This window comes from Enterococcus sp. AZ077 (assembly GCF_051714965.1).
GTDB classification, from domain to species: Bacteria; Bacillota; Bacilli; order Lactobacillales; family Enterococcaceae; genus Enterococcus_B; species Enterococcus_B hirae.
The window spans coordinates 2,356,243-2,373,177 of the sequence record NZ_JBIOSX010000001.1; the positions used below are offsets into that span (position 1 = coordinate 2,356,243).

Genomic DNA, 16,935 nt, shown 5'->3' on the forward strand with positions numbered 1-16,935 from the left:
TAAGAAAGAATTTTTTGAAACAGCTGTGCTAACTGACATTTCAAGAATAAATTGATGAACTATCATTTCTTATAAAAATTATTAATTTACTTATAGACTCCAATCGTTAACAAATAGCTTTTTCATCCATGGCTAAATAAATAGTATTATGATTAGGATCAATAACAACCCTTTACAAACAATCATGCAATGAGTCACTAACGAATGGGACAGATTAGGAACATTAGTTTCCATTCAATCCCCTCACTTGCATAAAAAAGGATTCAATGATTATACGCATCAGAATGTATGCAGAATTACTAAATAATGGAGGAGTCTTATGAAGGATCGGAAACTGTTACTATTTTTATCATTATCAATCATCTCAAGTCTCGCTGTCTTGAACGTGACAAAAGATATTCTGTATGCATTATCCTGTTTTGTTCTCTCATGGATATTGTATGGCATTGGGATGAACCGCAAGAGCAAACAGTAAATTGAGGTTCTAAGAAAACTCAGCAAAAGACGACAAAGCATAAGGCTTTGTCGTCTTTGTTGTTTCTTCTCCATGGATGTTGGATATTAGCTAATGCTATTTAGTCGTTGCTTTTTCTTTTTTCATTTGTTTACTCCGTAATTGACCACACGCAGCGTCGATATCTGTACCGTGTTCTTTACGGATCACGCAATTGATACCATTCTTTTTCAATACATCATAAAATTTCAGCACATCTGCTTTAGGACTTCGAGAGTATTGGTCATGTTCACTGACTGGATTATAAGGGATCAAATTCACATACGTTAATTTCTTTTTGTCTTTTAATAGATCCGCTAATTGTTGTGCATGCTCCGGACGATCATTGACTTGATTCAACATGATGTATTCAAACGTGATTCGTCGATTGGTTTTTTCAAGATATTCATCTACTGCAGCCATCAATTTTTCAATTGGGAAACTCCGATTGATCCGCATGATGGAGGTCCGAATCTCGTTATTTGGTGCATGTAATGAGATCGCTAAATTGACTTGCAACCCATTATCAGCAAATTCTTTGATCTTATTTGCCAAACCACTTGTTGAAACAGTAATGTGTCGTGCGCCAATTGCCAACCCTTTGGCATCATTGATGATGTGTAAGAAGTTCATGACATTATCATAATTGTCGAACGGTTCGCCAATGCCCATCACAACCACATGGGACACTCTTTCTCCTTCTTGTCGTTCATCAAAATAGTGTTGAACCATCATGATCTGTGCCACGATTTCTCCAGCTGTCAAATCTCGATTCTTTTTTAACAGACCACTTGCACAAAAAGTACAACCAATATTACAGCCGACTTGTGTCGTCACACATACAGATAATCCATATTCTTGTCTCATCAAGACTGTTTCGATCATATTTTTATCTGGTAATTCAAATAGATATTTGACTGTGCCATCCGTTGCTTCTTGAACCACTATTTGTTTTAACGGATTGATCACAAACTGATCCGTTAACTTTGTTATCAAGTTTTTTGACAAGTTGGTCATTTCGGAGAAGTCTTTGACACGCTTTTGATAAAGCCATTCCCACACTTGGGCGGCACGGAATTTTTTTTCGCCGTTTTCTAAAAACCAATTGGTTAATTCTTCGATTGTTAAACCATAAATGGATTGTTTTTCCAAAATCGTTTCCCTCTTTTTTTCAAAGTATCGCTACATACTATAACTGATTCTCACAACTAATGCAATAGTTCACAAAACAAAGATACCAAATCTTAGGCTGTTTATGAATGCTCCTCCTTTTTTAGCTATCGTTTTTTTGATTTTTATGAATAAGTGATCAATCTCATAAAAAAACCGAAGAACACCCAAAATTACTTTTGGCGTTTCTTCGGTTTCATTGTTAGAACTGACAAGCACATACGCACTTTTTCTATGTTTCGTGATCCGTTGGCATCATATCCATTGGTTCTTCGACTTGCTCAATGAAGACTTTTCTTGGCTTACTTCCTTCTGAAGGTCCTACTACGCCATGCGCTTCTAATTCATCGACTAAGCGTGCTGCCCGATTATAACCAATTCTAAATCTTCTTTGCAATAATGAAATACTTGCTGTCTGCATTTCAATGACAAGTGCTTTAGCTTCTTCAAATAATTCATCTTGTGGTTGTTCTGCGGTACCGCCTGATTCTACTTCATCAGAAGGCATCATTTTTTCTTCATAATGTGCTTCTTGTTGATCTGTTACAAAGTTGACCACTCGTTCTACTTCGTGGTCAGAAATAAACGCACCTTGAACCCGTATCGGTTTGTTTTCACCCATTGGCAAGAAGAGCATATCCCCACGTCCGAGAAGCTTTTCCGCACCATTGGAGTCAATGATCGTACGTGAGTCCGTTCCACTAGAGACTGCAAATGCCATACGAGAAGGAACATTTGCTTTGATGATCCCTGTGATAACATCCACACTTGGACGTTGGGTCGCTAAAATCATATGGATTCCCGCTGCCCGTGCCATTTGTGCCAAACGAATAATAGCATCTTCGACTTCATTGCTGGCAACCATCATCAAGTCAGCTAATTCATCCACGATCACCACGATAAATGGTAAGGTAGGATGTTTCGTTCCATTTTCCAAGTTTTTTTGTTGGACAAATTCATTATAACCAGTAATATTTCTAACACCAGTAGCAGCGAATTTTTCATAACGTTCTTCCATTTCTTGAACGACTTTCTGCAACGCTTGAGCAGCTTTTCTCGGATTTGTCACAACTGGCGTCAAAAGATGAGGAATCCCATTGTACATGTTCAACTCCACCATTTTGGGGTCGATCATCATCAATTTGACTTCATGGGGTTTTGCTCTCATCAAAATGCTGGTAATGATCCCATTGATTGCTACCGATTTCCCACTACCTGTCGATCCGGCTACTAATAAGTGAGGCATTTTAGAAAGATCTGCGGTTTGGACTCGCCCAGAAACATCTCTTCCTAATGGCACTTCTAACAGCTTATCTGGATGATTGGGTTGCGCTTCGATGATTTCTCTAAATGACACCATGCTGATCTTGCTATTCGGTACTTCGATTCCGATCAATGATTTACCTGGGATCGGTGCTTCCATCCGAACATCTTTAGCCGCTAATGCTAATGCAATGTCATCCGTTAAACTGACGATTTTACTTACTTTGACACCCACTGCTGGTTGGACTTCAAATTTTGTCACAGAGGGTCCTAAACTTGCTTTGACGACTTTCGCATCTACGCCAAAACTTTGAAAAGTTTGTTCCAAGACTCCGATATTTTTCTCGATTTTTTTATACTCGTCACTTTGATCCGTCGTTTTTACTGAATCGAGTAAATCGATTGACGGTAACTCATAATCTTGATTTTCCTGCTCTGCTTCGATTTCAAATTCTAATGCTGTCCCATCATCTTCTAAGCTCTCTGCTTCTAACGGTTCAGATGCAGTAGGCGTTGTGACCGTTGGCTCTGCTTTTGGCATATCCATTGTCGCAGATGGGACAGTTCCTTGAAAACTATCGATCGGTACAAAACTGAGTTGTTCGGGTTCATCATCTGCTATTTTTTCATAAGAAGGCGCAGACTTTGCTTGTTGTTCAGCGGAACGACGTTTTTCCAGCTCAGCAATCTCAGCTTCTGCCGCTTCTTTTGCTGCTAATTTTTTCTCTTCTCGTGCTTTCGCTCGTTGCTTTTGCCGTTCTTCTTTCGCCGCTTGTTTCTTCGCTTGCTTTGCAGGATCTCCTTCCAGCAGTTCTTGCATTCGTTCTCCCATCACTTGCAAGCTATTGACTAATTGATAGCCTTCGATATTGCTAAATAAAATTGCACCACTTATTAATAATAAAATGGCAACAAAGTAACTACCAGGTTGAGCAATCAAGAAATACGTAAAATTATAGAGTGCTGCTCCAACCATCCCACCACCAACATTACTGCTGACTCGAGCATGCTGGATGTCACTTGCTAACAGATCCCAAGTGGTTCCTAGAATGTTTGGTTCGCCACTATGGAGTTTTCCGAATAGATGGGCATGTAAAAAGAGAAGAATTCCTAAGTAAAAAAGAATGCCTCCAAACCACCGACGGCTTTTTCCGATTTTAAAATCGGTATTTTTTACAACGACCCAAAAACCTAAAATAGCTAATAATATACAGAGAAGCTGATAAGTGTTCCCTGCAATGATCCGAAAACCATTTGCCACTAAAATACCTAAAAAACCTAGTTTTAAAAAGCCAAATACGGCAAATAAGATCAATGCAAATCCGATACTGATCGCAAGAAGTTGTTCCTGCTGCTGTTGTTGCTTTTTCGTCTTTTTCTTTTTCTTTGCAGGACGTTTTTTCTTTGCCATTTTTATCCCTCATTTCATCAAGTTCCATTATACAAAAAAAAGCGAGGGAACAAAAGTTTTGTTTCTAAGTTTAAAGTTTTTCTTTTCGAACACTGTATTTATGCCAAATACTTTAAGAAACTTTTTCAAATAACCAATGGCTAGATCCTGCACCCCTATCGAGAAACTATGATAAAAAAACCGAAATTCCACAAAAACCAAGAAAGTTTTTGGGAATTTCGGTTCATTCAATTCATTTGGTTCATTCAGTGAACTCAATGAAGCTGGAAAGTTTTATCCTCACTGCTTCTATTTTTAGAAAAAAGCGATTACGCTTTATTTCCCTGAACGTTTACTATCAAAAAGGTCAGATCGTTGAGCCATTTTCTTTGATCACTTGTTGGTACCAATAATAACTATCTTTCTTGTAGCGATCCAATGATCCTGCTTGAGTTTCATCTTGATCGACATAAACAAATCCATAACGTTTTTGGTAGCCATTCAACCAACTTAACAGATCAGTGTAAGACCACGTACAATAGCCAAGGACTTCAGCACCATCTGAGATCGCTTCTTTAATCGCTTTGACATGACTTGAAAGGTAAGCAATACGATACTCATCGTGGATCTTTTTATCCTCTGTCAATTCATCGTATTCCCCTAAACCATTTTCAGTAATCAATACAGGCATCCGGTAGCGACTCGTAATCCTTCTTAAAGCGATCCTCAATCCTTCTGGGTCGATCTCCCAATCCCAATTCGTACGTTCAACGAAAGGATTGTCGACTTTTTTGTACATCCCTGGGACGCCTGTTTCTTCAGAAGATCCTTTTTTCCCAGTGGTATTCATTTTGCCAGCTCCTACACCATCCAACGGATTAAAGGCATTGGTCGCTGTTTGATAATAGTTGATCCCCAAGAAGTCTGGTTTAGCAGATTCAAGCAGTTCTGCGTCTCCTTCAACCATTTCAGGTGCCCAGCCACGTTCTTCTAAAAATTTCATAGCGGCGATCGGGTACTTGCCCCACATGTAGACATCCATCCAGTAATGAGCCATCAAATCTTCCGCATTTTCTGCAGCTAAAATATTTTTAGGATCGCTGTTGATCGGATAATTAGGTGTGTAAGCAAAACTTGGACCGATTTTACCTGGCATTCCTAATTCATGAAACTTATTGATCACTGCTGCATTTGCTAAGTTAGCAATATGGTTCACTTGATACATCCGTTTTGGATCAGTAACACCTGGTGGATGAGCAGCTAATAAATAGCCTAGTGAAGTAAAAATATTTTGTTCATTCAAGCTGATCCAATAATGGACTTTTCCTCGAAAAGCATTAAATAATGTTTCAGCATAATTAGTGAAATCTTCAATGATTTGGCGTGATTCCCAACCTGCATACTCATCTTGCAAGGCTTGTGGAAGATCCCAATGATACAATGTCAACATTGGTTCAATCCCGTTTTCAATCAACTCGTCGATCAGCTCTTCATAAAAAGCTAACCCTGCTTGATTGATTTCCCCACGACCATTAGGAAAAATGCGAGTCCAAGCAACTGAAAAACGATACGCTTTCAATCCTTGTTCTTTCATTAAAGCAATATCTTCTTTAAAGCGATGATAGTGATCAACCGCTAGATCGCCGTTTGTTCCTTTAAAAGTTTTCCCTGGAATACGGACAAAACGATCCCAGACCGATTCTCCTTTGCCGTCTTCTTGCCAGGCTCCTTCAACTTGATAAGCCGCTGAGGCTGATCCCCAAAGAAAGTCTTGGGGAAATTCAGTTAATTTTTGGTGTTCCATCAATCTCTTCCTTTCTTGCTTCAATCCTTACTAAAAAAGGATAACACGAAACCCCTTTCAATACAAAAGGAGAAATCAATCATTGAACAATTTTATGATCATTGGAATTTTTCAGACAAAAAATAAGCAAGAATTTTTTAAAATATGTGTTTCAAAAATTCTTGCTTATTCATTTGGCGCAGGTTAATTTCATAGGTTTTATCGTGTGAACTGAGAGACACTCAAATTACCACGCTTCTTTTTAAGATACTCAATGATGTTAGATTGCCTGTTTACTTCTGAACGGGTGTCACATCTTCACCAAACCATTTGTCTGAGATTTGTTGGAATTCTCCTGTTTTTTCTAATTCCGCAATCCCTTCATTGATTTTCTTCACTAATTCCTTGTCTTTCTTTCGGGCACCCACGACAAAATCTTCGCTTTGATAATCCCCTTTGATCATATTGAACTGATCCAACTCATTTTTTTGCTTCAAGTAATAACCAGCATATACTTTATCCATCAATAACCCATCGATCCGTCCACTCTTCAAATCGATCAATGCTTCATTAAAGCTATCATATAAAACAGCATCCTGATTTTTTACAATATCTTTTAATATTTTTGGTTGTTTGATAAAGGCATCATAACCAGAAGAACCATTTTGAGCTCCTAAGATTTTGTCCTTCATTTGAGCAAAGCTGGTGATCCCTGATTTTTTCGTAGTGATCAGGACTTGTTCGTTTTGCATATAAGGTTTTGAAAATTGGACTTTTTTGGCTCTTTCAGCTGTTTTAGTATACCCATTCCAAATGAGATCAATCGTCCCATTATTCAATTCAAACTCTTTCATGGACCAGTCAATGGGTTGGAAAACGACTTTGATGTCATATTCTCTAAAAACTGCTCTAGCAAGGTCAATATCAAAACCTGTTAGTTTTCCTTCTTTATCACGAAACCCCATCGGTACAAAGGTGTCATCTAACCCGATGATGATCTTTTTTTCTGATTGAATCGTTGACCAATTGTCTTTATCTGTCTTTTCATTCCTACAACCAGAAAGAAAGACGATCCCTGCAACTATCGCAAGTAGCAAACTGATTTTTTTCATCAAGTGTCCCTCCTTCTTACTTGTTTGGGATGACCTTCACGAGTTGATCTCCCACATTTTCCGCAAACACTAAATCATGGGTTACGATGATTTGTGTCACACCTTCTGCCTTCAATGAGACGATCAAGTTTTCTACTTGTTGTCGCAGCTCAGGGTCTAAGGCACTTGTCGGTTCATCATAAGCAAGAACTCGAGGATTCATTGCCAAGGCACGTGCGATCGCTACCCGTTGTTTTTGACCGCCAGATAATTGATAAGGATAGTTGTTGAGTAAATCACTGATCCCAAGTGAATCGGCTAATTCCTGTGCTTTTTTCGTATACGTTTCTTTCGATTGCTTTAACACCATTTTAGGCGCTAAAGTGATATTGTCAAAAATACTTAAGTGTGGAAACAGTTGAAAATCTTGGAAAACAACACCTACGACTTGCTCTTTCGTTTTCAATTCAAATGGGTCAAAGGCTACACCATCCAGATAAAATTCCCCACTGTCTGCTTTTTCCAATCCTGCTAAGATTCTCAAAAGTGTCGTTTTCCCTCCACCAGAAGGACCGACGATCGCCATGGTTTGACCATCTGGAATGACTAGATCTAACGCGTTGATTACTTTCTTTTCTCCAAATGCTTTACTTACTTTCTTTAATTCAATCATGTCCATTCCTCCTAGCGATAATAGTTTAATTTTCCTTCTACTTGTTTCATGATGATCGTTAAGATACCGGTTAGTGCCAGGTAGATGAAAGCCACACCTAGTAATGGTAGCAATGTTGCATCACGTTCCATCGCAATCTTCCCTGCTCGCATAACGTCTCCTAGTCCTAAGATATAGATCAATGAAGAGTCTTTCACTAAGTTAATCACTTCGTTCCCAACCGATGGTAAAACGATTTTTGTCACTTGTGGGATAATGATTTTTGTGACGGTTTGAAAAGGACTCAACTGTAACACTTGCGCAGCTTCATATTGTCCTTGGGGAATCGATTGAATCCCCCCACGAAAAATCTCAGCAAAATAAGCGGCATAATTTAAAACAAAAGCCAATAATGCTGCCTCAAAACGGTCAAAGACGATCCCGATCGTTGGCAATCCATAAAAAACAAAAATCAATTGTAGTAATAACGGTGTACCACGCATGACCCAGACATAGGTCTGCAAGATATAACGAATTGGTTTAAAATGTAAAGACAACCCTAATGCTAAAATGATCCCTAATGGCAATGAACCAATCAAGGTAAAAATAAATAATTTCAACGTTGTAAGAGCCCCTACTAATAGTTGTGGCATGACTTCCAGCAAATAATTCATTTCTTTCTTCCTCCTTTTAAATAAAAAAATCCCCTTGACTCTCGTCAAGAGGACGCATCACACGTGTTCCCACCTCTGTTTGTTTCTTTTTCACAAAAGAAACCTCACGCAGTCATTCCAGAAAATGAGGTAAAACAAAAGTAATTGTTGTTGGACATTTACTTCACACGAAAATAAAAAAAAACGTCCTTCGGTCAAATGACCAAAGGACGTAAATTACGTGGTTCCACCTTTTTTTGCTAGTCCCTCACGGAAACTAACCTTATCTGGTCATCAAGCAATGACCGCAGCTGTAACGGGCTTCCCGGATTTTCCTACTGTATTTCAGAAAATCGACTCCAAGATGTGTTTCACCATTAACTGCTATCTCTTTCCACCTGCCAGAGACTCTCTTCAAACATTTAATCGCTACTCTTCTTTTCGATGTCGTTGATTTTAACTTACGTGTAATTTACACGATTATTTTTCTTTTGTCAATTATTTTTTTATAATGAATGAAAGAAAAAGAAAGGAAGCGATCAATCGATGGTTTTGGCTACTGAAAAAGAAGCCTATCAATTACTTGATTTACTAGGCATTCCCTATCAAAAGGTGGATCATCCACCGATTACTTCTGTCAAAAATCTGCCATTTACACTACCAGGACCTCAAGTGAAGAATCTCGTATTAAAAGCAAAAAAAGGGAAACAAATTTATCTTGTTATCTTACCTGATGAAAAGCAGGCAAATTTGAAACAACTTGCAGAACAGCTGAATGAGAAGCGTTTGTCTTTTCTTTCAGAAGAACAGCTCCTTGATTTATTAGGGGTAGCTCCCGGTACTGTTACACCTTTTGCATTGATGCATGATCAAGAAAAAGCGATTCAAGTAGTCATTGACTCAGCCATTGATCAAACCTCTACCGTAGGATTTCATCCAAATGTCAACACAACAACATTGATCTTATCGTTTTTAGATTTCATCAAGATTTTAGAATACCTTGAACATCCACCTATCTACGAAGATTTATAAGCACGGCTATTTGTGATAAAAAGCCCAACATACAAAAAATGAGGTTCCTCCTAAAAATTGTACGTAAAAACAACAATTTATAAGAGGAACCTCATGACTTATGTCTCAGACTAAGCTTCTTTCACACTCTAAACCATGTTACATAAACAGCAATCACTTGAAACCAATCACCATTTTTTAACATACAATAGTGGTCTCAAAAACCATTGCTGATTTTCAACAAACGACACGCTATTTCTTCATTGCTGCTTTTAAAGCTGCAGCAAGTGGGCTTTCTTCCGGTTCTTCTGCTTGCGTGTACTTTTTCAATAAACGACGTTCTTCGTGCTTCGTCATTTTTTTCTTTTGTTCTTTTTTATCTAACATTTTTTCGGTCGTCCCATCATATTTACAACGGAAATAACCGCCATTTTTGCCTTCGATGATCTCCATTTTCCGATGACATTGTGGACAACGATGGTTCGAGACTTTTGGATCTTTTCTTCTACGGTAATGACAATCTTGATTCGTGCAGACATAGATTTTGCCATCTCGAGTATTTTTTTCTCTAAGATTGGAACCGCAGTCTGGACATTTTTTCTGTGTGATCGAGAAATCTTGGTAAGATTGTTTACTTGTTTTGATTTCTTGTACCAATCGTTTTGTTTCTTTTTCAATGCCCCTTAAAAATTGGCTGGCTTGTTTTTGACCTGCTGCAATTGCTTCTAAGTCTTTCTCCCAGCTTTCTGTTAAATCAGGGGTCACTAAGGAAGGATTGACTAATTCCAATAATTGCTTTCCTTTTGGTGAGACTTGCAAGCCTTGCGGTGTTCGTTCCATCAATTCCGATTTGATCAACTTTTCAATGATTTCAGCACGAGTTGCCGGTGTTCCTAAACTATGTTTTTCCATAAGTCCTAGTAAACTCGCCTCTGTCAAAGGCTTAGGCGGTGCCGATAGTTCTTTCTTGATCGTAAATTCTCGTTGGATACGCATTCCCTCAACCCAGTCCACTTCATTGCTCTCCTTTTGACTGACATCTTTCCAGCCAGCTTGAAGGACTTGATTTTGATGGAATACAAATTGTTCTTTGCCAAATGTCACAGTCACTTTTGTTTGACTGATTTTGTGTGGCTCAGCGAATAAACCTAAGAATCGAGTAACAATCATTTGATAGATTTTTTGTTCTTCGTTGCTAAGTTTCTCATAGCGTGGACGATTTTCAGTTGGTAATAACGCATGGTGATCAGTGACTTTACTGTCTTGGAAGACTTTTGTTTGTCGAACAACTGCCCCATTTTTTAAATACTGTTTCACTTCTGGTGAAAAATCGCTGACTGCCTGTAAACGTTCTTTCATCGTACTTTTCATGTCACTCGTCAGATATTTGCTATCTGTACGAGGGTACGTCACGATTTTATGCGTTTCATATAAACTTTGGACCAGTCCCAAAGTTTTTTTAGCAGAGTAGCCATAACGCTGGTTTGCTTCTCGCTGGATCTCCGTTAGATCATAAGGTAATGGTGCCGGCTCCACTTTTACTTTTTCTTGGATGGCTGTCACAGTCCCTTTATTTTTAGCTAACTCTTTCACTAATGATTGAGCTTCTTCATGAGATTTCAATGCGAACTGATTTTTTTGAACCATCTTTGCTTGTTGTTTTTGCACATCTAATAAAATTGAAAAATAGGTTTGTGGTCTAAATGTTTCAATTTTCCGTTCTTGTGTTCTAACCAATGCGAGTGTTGGAGTTTGAACTCGACCAGCAGATAGATTATCTTGATACTTCACAGTCAGCGCCCGTGTTACGTTCAATCCTACTAACCAGTCAGCTTTTGCCCTAGCTAGCGCCGAATAATAAAGTGCATCATAGTCTTTTGCGGGCTTCAATTGTTTGAATCCTGTCTTGATTGCTTTATCTGTTTGGGAAGAAATCCAAAGACGTTTCACTGGTTTATTGAAGCGGACATATTCCAAGATCCACCGAGCAACCAATTCCCCTTCTCTTCCGGCATCCGTAGCGATCACAGCCTCTGACACATCTTTACGTTGCGCCAATTGCTTGATTGTTTTTAATTGGTGACCTGTTTTAGGCAGTGGTTTGATTCCTAAATTTTTAGGAATCATCGGCAACGTTTCCATTTGCCAACTTTGCCATTCTTTATTGAGGTCTTCAGGCATTTTCAGCCCTAACAAATGACCAAGGGCCCAAGTAACAATCACCTTGGGTCCTTCGTAATAATTTTTGTGTTTTTGATTAGCACCAAGCACCTTGCTTAGGTCTTTCGCAACGCTTGGTTTTTCCGCTAGAATTAGTTGTTTCATAAAATTCCTTTCTGCTTTCTAAAGTGATTGGCTGATGATTTTTCAATAAGGCTAACCCTTTATATTGTTGAAGATCATCATCACATTCTTCACACCAGCGCTCGTCTCCGTCATTCCAGAAGGCACTTAGAAAGTTGCTTTTTGCATGGATATATTCGTATTTATTTTTGATTGCAAGCCATTTTTGTTCATAATTAACCTGTGCTTCTTCAAAAGAATCAAATGTTTCTTCTACTTCGATATCCTCTTCCCAATTCTCAAAGAACCACCAAGGCTCATTATCTCCGAACATTGTCACTACTTGATACATACTCGTGCTCCTTCTCTACGATTTTACTAGACTCATCTTAGACACTTTTCAATAAAGTTGCAAGAAATTTCTCTTATAAAAGGGACATTTTATGAATTTGTCTATTTTAAAGAAACGTACTACTTATTTACTTGGTAAAGTGGCAATAAAGTCATTGATCATCCAAGAATAACTCTCTTCAGGAGACACAGTTGCTTCCTTTGTGAAATAGCCTAAAAATCGTAAAGACAAATAGCCATGGATGATACTTCGCAATTCTCTGCTGCGATGCGTTTTTTCTTTTCGGGTCAAGTCAAAGGCATCAAATAATTGTAGAATGATCTGGTTCGTTTCATAGATTCCTTCTAACAAAATCTCCTCATTGGTGTGAGGGACACTGATCAGCAACTCGTAAACGGCCTGGTTCGCAAAAGCAAAAGACTGATAGACTTGTGCATAGACACGCAGCGCCTCTGCCCCACTTTTTCCAACCAAAGAACGACGCAACGCTTCGTTTAACTCTTGTAATAATTTTGCAGTCAATGCGGTCTTTACATCACGCATATTTTTAAAATGATTATAGAGGGAAGGAGACTTGACGTCTAGCGCCTTAGCCAGGTGTTGAAAAGTGACTTGTTGAACATCCATCTCTTCCGCTAGTCCACGAAAGCAAGCGATGATTTTTTCTTGAGATAGATTTCTTTTTTTCATTTCGTTGTTCCTCTCGTATGTTAACTACTTAACAACTTTAGTTTACCATGAAAAACGAACTTAAAAAAGAGGCTTCCATTGATAAACTACACATTGTAGTTTATAATAAGCGAATGTAAATGAAAATTTTCAGAAAGAAGGACATAACAGTGACCACACGCATCAAAGAAAAATTATTTAGGAAAAGAGAAACTTGGGAACAAAACTTATTTGTCTTATGGTTTGGGACTTTTATGGCAGGAATTGGGTTTAGCTTAGTCATGCCGTTTATGTCACTATACATAGATACGTTAGGTAACTATAGTACGTCGCAATTGAATTTTTGGAGTGGGTTGACCTTTTCTTCTACGTTCTTCGTCACCACATTGATTTCTCCTTGGTGGGGCAAATTAGCCGATCAGAAAGGCAGAAAATTGATGCTCTTGCGTGCTTCCTTAGGGATGGCTGTCGTTATTGCCTTGATGGGTTGTGTGACCAGTGTATATCAACTTGTTGCACTTCGGTTGTTACAAGGGATCTTTTCTGGTTACATCAGTAATGCCACTGCCCTTGTCGCTACTGGTACGCCGAAAGAAAAAAGTGGTCAAGTCCTAGGAACATTGGCTACTGGTTCCGTCACAGGAACATTGCTTGGTCCTTTACTTGGGGGGATTTCAGCCTCAGCATTTGGTTATCGTCCAACTTTCTTCATCACAGGAATCATTTTATTTCTCGTCTTTTTATTGAGTCTCTTCTTTGTTCATGAAACATTTGTACCTATTAAAAAAGAAAATATGGCTTCTGCCAAACAAATATTCAAAGAATTGAAGTATCCCCATGTCGTGATTGGTATGTTCGTCACAACAATGATTATTCAAGCTTCGAATAATTCTATTAGCCCAATCATTAGTTTATATATTCGTCAATTACTAAATGGACATGGCAGTGTCACACTGATTAGTGGGATCATTGCTTCGATCCCAGGAATTGCCACATTGATCGCCGCTCCTCGTTTTGGTCGCTTAGGCGATAAAATCGGGAGTGAACGTATTTTAGCTATTGGCTTAGGGTTTGCAATTTTAGTTTATATCCCAATGGCCTTTGTCACGAATGTCTGGGAACTGGCTGCGTTGCGTTTTTTGATCGGTATTTCAGATGCTTGTTTGCTTCCAGCTGTCCAAGCTTTGATCACCAAATATTCCCCACATCACGCCGCCGGTCGGATTTTTAGCTACAATCAATCCTTCCAAGCAACTGGGAATGTCGTTGGTCCAATGATTGGTTCGAGCGTTTCAAGCGTGTTTGGTTACCGAGGAGTCTTTCTTTCCACTTCTTTACTTGTTTTAGTGAACTTCTTACTAGTACGTCGTAACACACAAGAAATCCATGACAATGAGCTTGTTGACTCATCAGAAACATCCGATACACCTGTCCTTTCTTCAGACAAACACACACAACCTCATGGACATTGATCGCTTACTAATAGTCAATCTGGATAAACAAGAACTATCGTCATATTCCAGATTGAAGAGACCCCCAAAAGCTCAATTGGCGTTCCATTGCTTTTATTTACATTTGGAAACAAGGAGCAACGATTGATATCGATTTAGATTGATAAAATTTGGAAAATAAAGGACAAGGTGTCAATAATAGGAAAGATAAGTCTAATTTTGATGTTATAAATCAAAATTAGACTTATCTTCTTTTTGAGAAAGGATTATTGTTCCACACTCATAAATTTTATATTTTCTAAGTTATAAATGAATGATCATTTTACATATTACTGTCAATCCAAGCAGTATCATTACCTACTCGAAGATAAAGGTACATTGACTTAGTGAGCCCATTGCTAGACAAGGCACCTTTTACTCCACCATATGCTGAATAACCTGCTTGTTCTTTTTTTCTAAATATCCCACTAGAAATCGGAGACCAAGAGCCAAAACCAGCAAAGTTTACACCATAGATTCTATCAATTTGATCATATCCACCTTGCACACTTGTATAATCAGCTTTAAAAACTAATTCAAACCCAAATGAAAATCCATGAATAGCTGTCCCTTTACAAATAGAATACCCAGATCCGCTAGTCCAACTTCCACCTTCTCTCCAAGTACTACGTTTTTGATTTGTATTTTGAGAGTCTTCAATATCCTTTGCGATATTTTCTATTACACTATTTTTATTGACTATATTTCCCTCTTCATCATAAAATACTGCATCCGTAAAATCTACCTGAATCTTTTCAAATGTGCTTGTCGTTCTGTTATTAGTATAATTTTTTGTTTCAAACACATATTTGCTTATTCTTGAAGTTTTTTGTTCCAAATTATAAACATTATCAAGACTTAATTCTAATGGTTCATTGGCTTGTGATGAAATTATATCTGAAGCATGAACATTAGTAACACCATTAAAACATGTTAAAGCTGTAACACTTAATATTCCTAATCCAACCATCTTCCTAAAAAACATTTGCATTCCTCCTATAGTATATGATATTATTTTCCACAAGGTTATAATAACACTTATTAAAAAATATACAAAGAAAACGCTCTCTTGTAGTAAAATAAAGCTTTTTTATAAAAAGGAGAATAATTAAAATGGGGAATTTAATTATAAAACTCGTGTTATCTTTTAGACTTATTTTTACATTTTTAGTTATTATTTTAGTAGTCCTCTCTATCACTTATATTATAAAAAATTTGAAGAACAAAAAATAAAAAAGAGCGTGTTTGGCAACATCCAAAATAATTATTTTATTCCTAACAAAATTGATAAAAACACACCTTAAATTAAAGAGACCTCCAAAAGATAGACCAAAAAATCTAACGTTTGGAGATCTCTTCAATTTCTCAAGCTTTGTTATTTCCACGTTCTTTTAGATATTCTGAAAGTAAGGCTAACCCTTTTTCTAATGTTTCTTTCCTGCAACAATACCCTAAGCGCGCATGCTGAGGCACCCCATAGGCACTACCAGGGACCAGTAAGACACCAGTTTCTCTCAGAAGATCAATACAAAATTGCTCATCATCTTCTGTTATGTTCAAGCGAATGAATGACGTTGACACGTGATTCGGCAACACTAATTGGACATTTGGTTCATCAGCCAGCCATTTTTCAACGATGGCTAAATTCTCCGAAACGATTTTTTTATTTCGTGCAAGGATCTTTTCTTTATTCCTCAGTGCGTGAACCGCTAATGCATCTGACAAAACACCACCGCTAAGTACTAAATAGGTATGGTATTTTCTTAAACGCTCAATGATTTCTTGATTCGCTGCTACCCAGCCGATGCGTATACCAGGAACAGAATAAGTCTTTGACAATGAATTAGTCGTGATCCCCTTGTCATACAGATCCACGATTGAGACAAAATCTCCCCCTGCTAATGGGGCATACACCTCATCCATCAAAATATACGCATCGACTTTTTCGGCAATTTCGATAATTTCTTCCAATGTTTGGCGATCCAACAATGTACCTGTTGGATTATTGGCACTGTTTAAACAAATCATTTTAGTATTTGGTTGGATCACATCAACTAATTTCACACTATCAAAACGCCATTCCTCTTCTTCTGTGAGTGGTACGAAATCAACAGTTGCACCTAAAGATTTGGGTAAGTCATACAATTGCTGATAGGTTGGCAACATGGAGACCACATGATCTCCTGGTTCAATCAATCCATACAGCGCCAAAAGGTTCGCCCCAGTCGCCCCATTGGTTTGAATAATGTTTTCTGAAGAAAGCGATTGATACAAAGAAGCGACTTCTTTTTTGAAAGTTGCCGTCCCCTCGCTCCACCCATAATCCAACGACGTTTTACTCAAAGATTGAAAAAAATCAGTAACTGTCGTTCCGTCTAACCCAATCAGTTCTTCTAACGTCAGTGCTTCGATGGAACTTTGTGCAAGGTCATATACTGCTTCTTTTTCCCACTTATTCAACCATTCTTCCAGTCCAAAATGTGTGATTTCCATCTTTTTCGCTCCTTTTGCTTTCTTCAATATTTTTGATTCACTACTTTCTATTCATCGATACTCAAACAAACCAAGAAACACTCGTCGCTCCTAGATGCCATGTAAATGAGATAAACGATCGGTTTCCGATTTTATTATACTC

The 16,935-nt window shown here is 38.1% G+C and carries 14 protein-coding genes and 1 other annotated feature; of the genes, 3 read left to right on the top strand and 11 right to left on the bottom strand.

Annotated elements, in window-relative coordinates:
• Nucleotides 1-319: 319 nt before the first annotated feature.
• A complete protein-coding gene (locus IGL28_RS10985; protein ID WP_164885440.1) occupies nt 320-475 on the top strand; it encodes a hypothetical protein in 156 nt (51 codons plus the stop codon).
• Nucleotides 476-571: 96 nt separating this feature from the next.
• Here IGL28_RS10985 and rlmN read toward each other — a convergent pair whose 3' ends face one another.
• The 6 genes from rlmN to IGL28_RS11015 form a co-directional block, all read right to left on the bottom strand.
• Nucleotides 572-1,645 (bottom strand): 23S rRNA (adenine(2503)-C(2))-methyltransferase RlmN, encoded by a 1,074-nt coding sequence (gene rlmN / locus IGL28_RS10990; RefSeq protein WP_010737151.1) that lies wholly within the window; start codon nt 1,643-1,645, stop codon nt 572-574.
• A 250-nt stretch (nt 1,646-1,895) separates the two neighbouring features.
• Entirely contained in the window at nt 1,896-4,337 is a 2,442-nt protein-coding gene (locus tag IGL28_RS10995; RefSeq protein ID WP_034700630.1) for a DNA translocase FtsK, read from the bottom strand.
• Nucleotides 4,338-4,683: 346 nt separating this feature from the next.
• The gene (locus IGL28_RS11000) at nt 4,684-6,120 is read right to left on the bottom strand and encodes a glycoside hydrolase family 1 protein (protein ID WP_010720794.1); all 1,437 of its coding nucleotides are present in this window, start codon (nt 6,118-6,120) and stop codon (nt 4,684-4,686) included.
• A gap of 272 nt (nt 6,121-6,392) precedes the next feature.
• A complete protein-coding gene (locus tag IGL28_RS11005) occupies nt 6,393-7,211 on the bottom strand; it encodes an amino acid ABC transporter substrate-binding protein (protein WP_010720795.1) in 819 nt (272 codons plus the stop codon).
• A 16-nt stretch (nt 7,212-7,227) separates the two neighbouring features.
• Entirely contained in the window at nt 7,228-7,863 is a 636-nt protein-coding gene (locus IGL28_RS11010; RefSeq protein ID WP_010720796.1) for an amino acid ABC transporter ATP-binding protein, read from the bottom strand.
• An 11-nt stretch (nt 7,864-7,874) separates the two neighbouring features.
• Nucleotides 7,875-8,516: an amino acid ABC transporter permease gene (locus IGL28_RS11015; RefSeq protein ID WP_010720797.1), complete on the bottom strand. Its 642-nt coding sequence runs from the start codon at nt 8,514-8,516 to the stop codon at nt 7,875-7,877.
• A 202-nt stretch (nt 8,517-8,718) separates the two neighbouring features.
• Nucleotides 8,719-8,949 (bottom strand) — a binding site (T-box leader).
• 92 nt (nt 8,950-9,041) lie between these two features.
• Here IGL28_RS11015 and IGL28_RS11020 point away from each other — a divergent pair.
• Nucleotides 9,042-9,527, top strand: coding sequence for a prolyl-tRNA synthetase associated domain-containing protein (locus IGL28_RS11020; RefSeq protein WP_081128492.1), 486 nt, complete (start codon nt 9,042-9,044; stop codon nt 9,525-9,527).
• A 231-nt stretch (nt 9,528-9,758) separates the two neighbouring features.
• Here IGL28_RS11020 and IGL28_RS11025 read toward each other — a convergent pair whose 3' ends face one another.
• The 3 genes from IGL28_RS11025 to IGL28_RS11035 all read right to left on the bottom strand — a co-directional run bounded on the left by IGL28_RS11025 (nt 9,759) and on the right by IGL28_RS11035 (nt 12,831).
• Entirely contained in the window at nt 9,759-11,831 is a 2,073-nt protein-coding gene (locus IGL28_RS11025; RefSeq protein WP_081128490.1) for a DNA topoisomerase III, read from the bottom strand.
• Complete coding sequence (locus IGL28_RS11030) at nt 11,764-12,141, bottom strand: DUF1033 family protein (protein ID WP_010720800.1); 378 nt, start codon at nt 12,139-12,141, stop codon at nt 11,764-11,766. The genes IGL28_RS11025 and IGL28_RS11030 overlap by 68 nt, the downstream gene beginning before the upstream one ends.
• A gap of 123 nt (nt 12,142-12,264) precedes the next feature.
• Complete coding sequence (locus IGL28_RS11035) at nt 12,265-12,831, bottom strand: TetR/AcrR family transcriptional regulator (RefSeq protein WP_010720801.1); 567 nt, start codon at nt 12,829-12,831, stop codon at nt 12,265-12,267.
• Nucleotides 12,832-12,980: 149 nt separating this feature from the next.
• Here IGL28_RS11035 and IGL28_RS11040 point away from each other — a divergent pair, with 149 nt between their 5' ends.
• The gene (locus tag IGL28_RS11040) at nt 12,981-14,282 is read left to right on the top strand and encodes a multidrug efflux MFS transporter (protein ID WP_081128488.1); all 1,302 of its coding nucleotides are present in this window, start codon (nt 12,981-12,983) and stop codon (nt 14,280-14,282) included.
• Between the two features lie 301 nt (nt 14,283-14,583).
• On the opposite strand, the gene IGL28_RS11045 is transcribed toward IGL28_RS11040, so the two are convergent.
• Both IGL28_RS11045 and IGL28_RS11050 read right to left on the bottom strand, forming a co-directional pair.
• On the bottom strand, nt 14,584-15,285 hold the full coding sequence (locus IGL28_RS11045) for a hypothetical protein (RefSeq protein ID WP_225792577.1): 702 nt from the start codon (nt 15,283-15,285) through the stop codon (nt 14,584-14,586).
• Between the two features lie 380 nt (nt 15,286-15,665).
• Entirely contained in the window at nt 15,666-16,793 is a 1,128-nt protein-coding gene (locus IGL28_RS11050) for an aminotransferase (protein WP_034700652.1), read from the bottom strand.
• Between the last annotated feature and the right edge of the window lie 142 nt (nt 16,794-16,935).

What these genes read in the sequence shown, in the direction of transcription:
- IGL28_RS10985 (WP_164885440.1), top strand. Translation starts at nt 320, where the DNA reads ATGAAGGATCGGAAACTGTTACTATTTTTATCATTATCAATCATCTCA.
- IGL28_RS10995 (WP_034700630.1), bottom strand. Translation starts at nt 4,337, where the DNA reads ATGGCAAAGAAAAAACGTCCTGCAAAGAAAAAGAAAAAGACGAAAAAG.
- IGL28_RS11000 (WP_010720794.1), bottom strand. Translation starts at nt 6,120, where the DNA reads ATGGAACACCAAAAATTAACTGAATTTCCCCAAGACTTTCTTTGGGGA.
- IGL28_RS11005 (WP_010720795.1), bottom strand. Translation starts at nt 7,211, where the DNA reads ATGAAAAAAATCAGTTTGCTACTTGCGATAGTTGCAGGGATCGTCTTT.
- IGL28_RS11010 (WP_010720796.1), bottom strand. Translation starts at nt 7,863, where the DNA reads ATGATTGAATTAAAGAAAGTAAGTAAAGCATTTGGAGAAAAGAAAGTA.
- IGL28_RS11015 (WP_010720797.1), bottom strand. Translation starts at nt 8,516, where the DNA reads ATGAATTATTTGCTGGAAGTCATGCCACAACTATTAGTAGGGGCTCTT.
- IGL28_RS11020 (WP_081128492.1), top strand. Translation starts at nt 9,042, where the DNA reads ATGGTTTTGGCTACTGAAAAAGAAGCCTATCAATTACTTGATTTACTA.
- IGL28_RS11025 (WP_081128490.1), bottom strand. Translation starts at nt 11,831, where the DNA reads ATGAAACAACTAATTCTAGCGGAAAAACCAAGCGTTGCGAAAGACCTA.
- IGL28_RS11030 (WP_010720800.1), bottom strand. Translation starts at nt 12,141, where the DNA reads ATGTATCAAGTAGTGACAATGTTCGGAGATAATGAGCCTTGGTGGTTC.
- IGL28_RS11035 (WP_010720801.1), bottom strand. Translation starts at nt 12,831, where the DNA reads ATGAAAAAAAGAAATCTATCTCAAGAAAAAATCATCGCTTGCTTTCGT.
- IGL28_RS11045 (WP_225792577.1), bottom strand. Translation starts at nt 15,285, where the DNA reads ATGTTTTTTAGGAAGATGGTTGGATTAGGAATATTAAGTGTTACAGCT.
- IGL28_RS11050 (WP_034700652.1), bottom strand. Translation starts at nt 16,793, where the DNA reads ATGGAAATCACACATTTTGGACTGGAAGAATGGTTGAATAAGTGGGAA.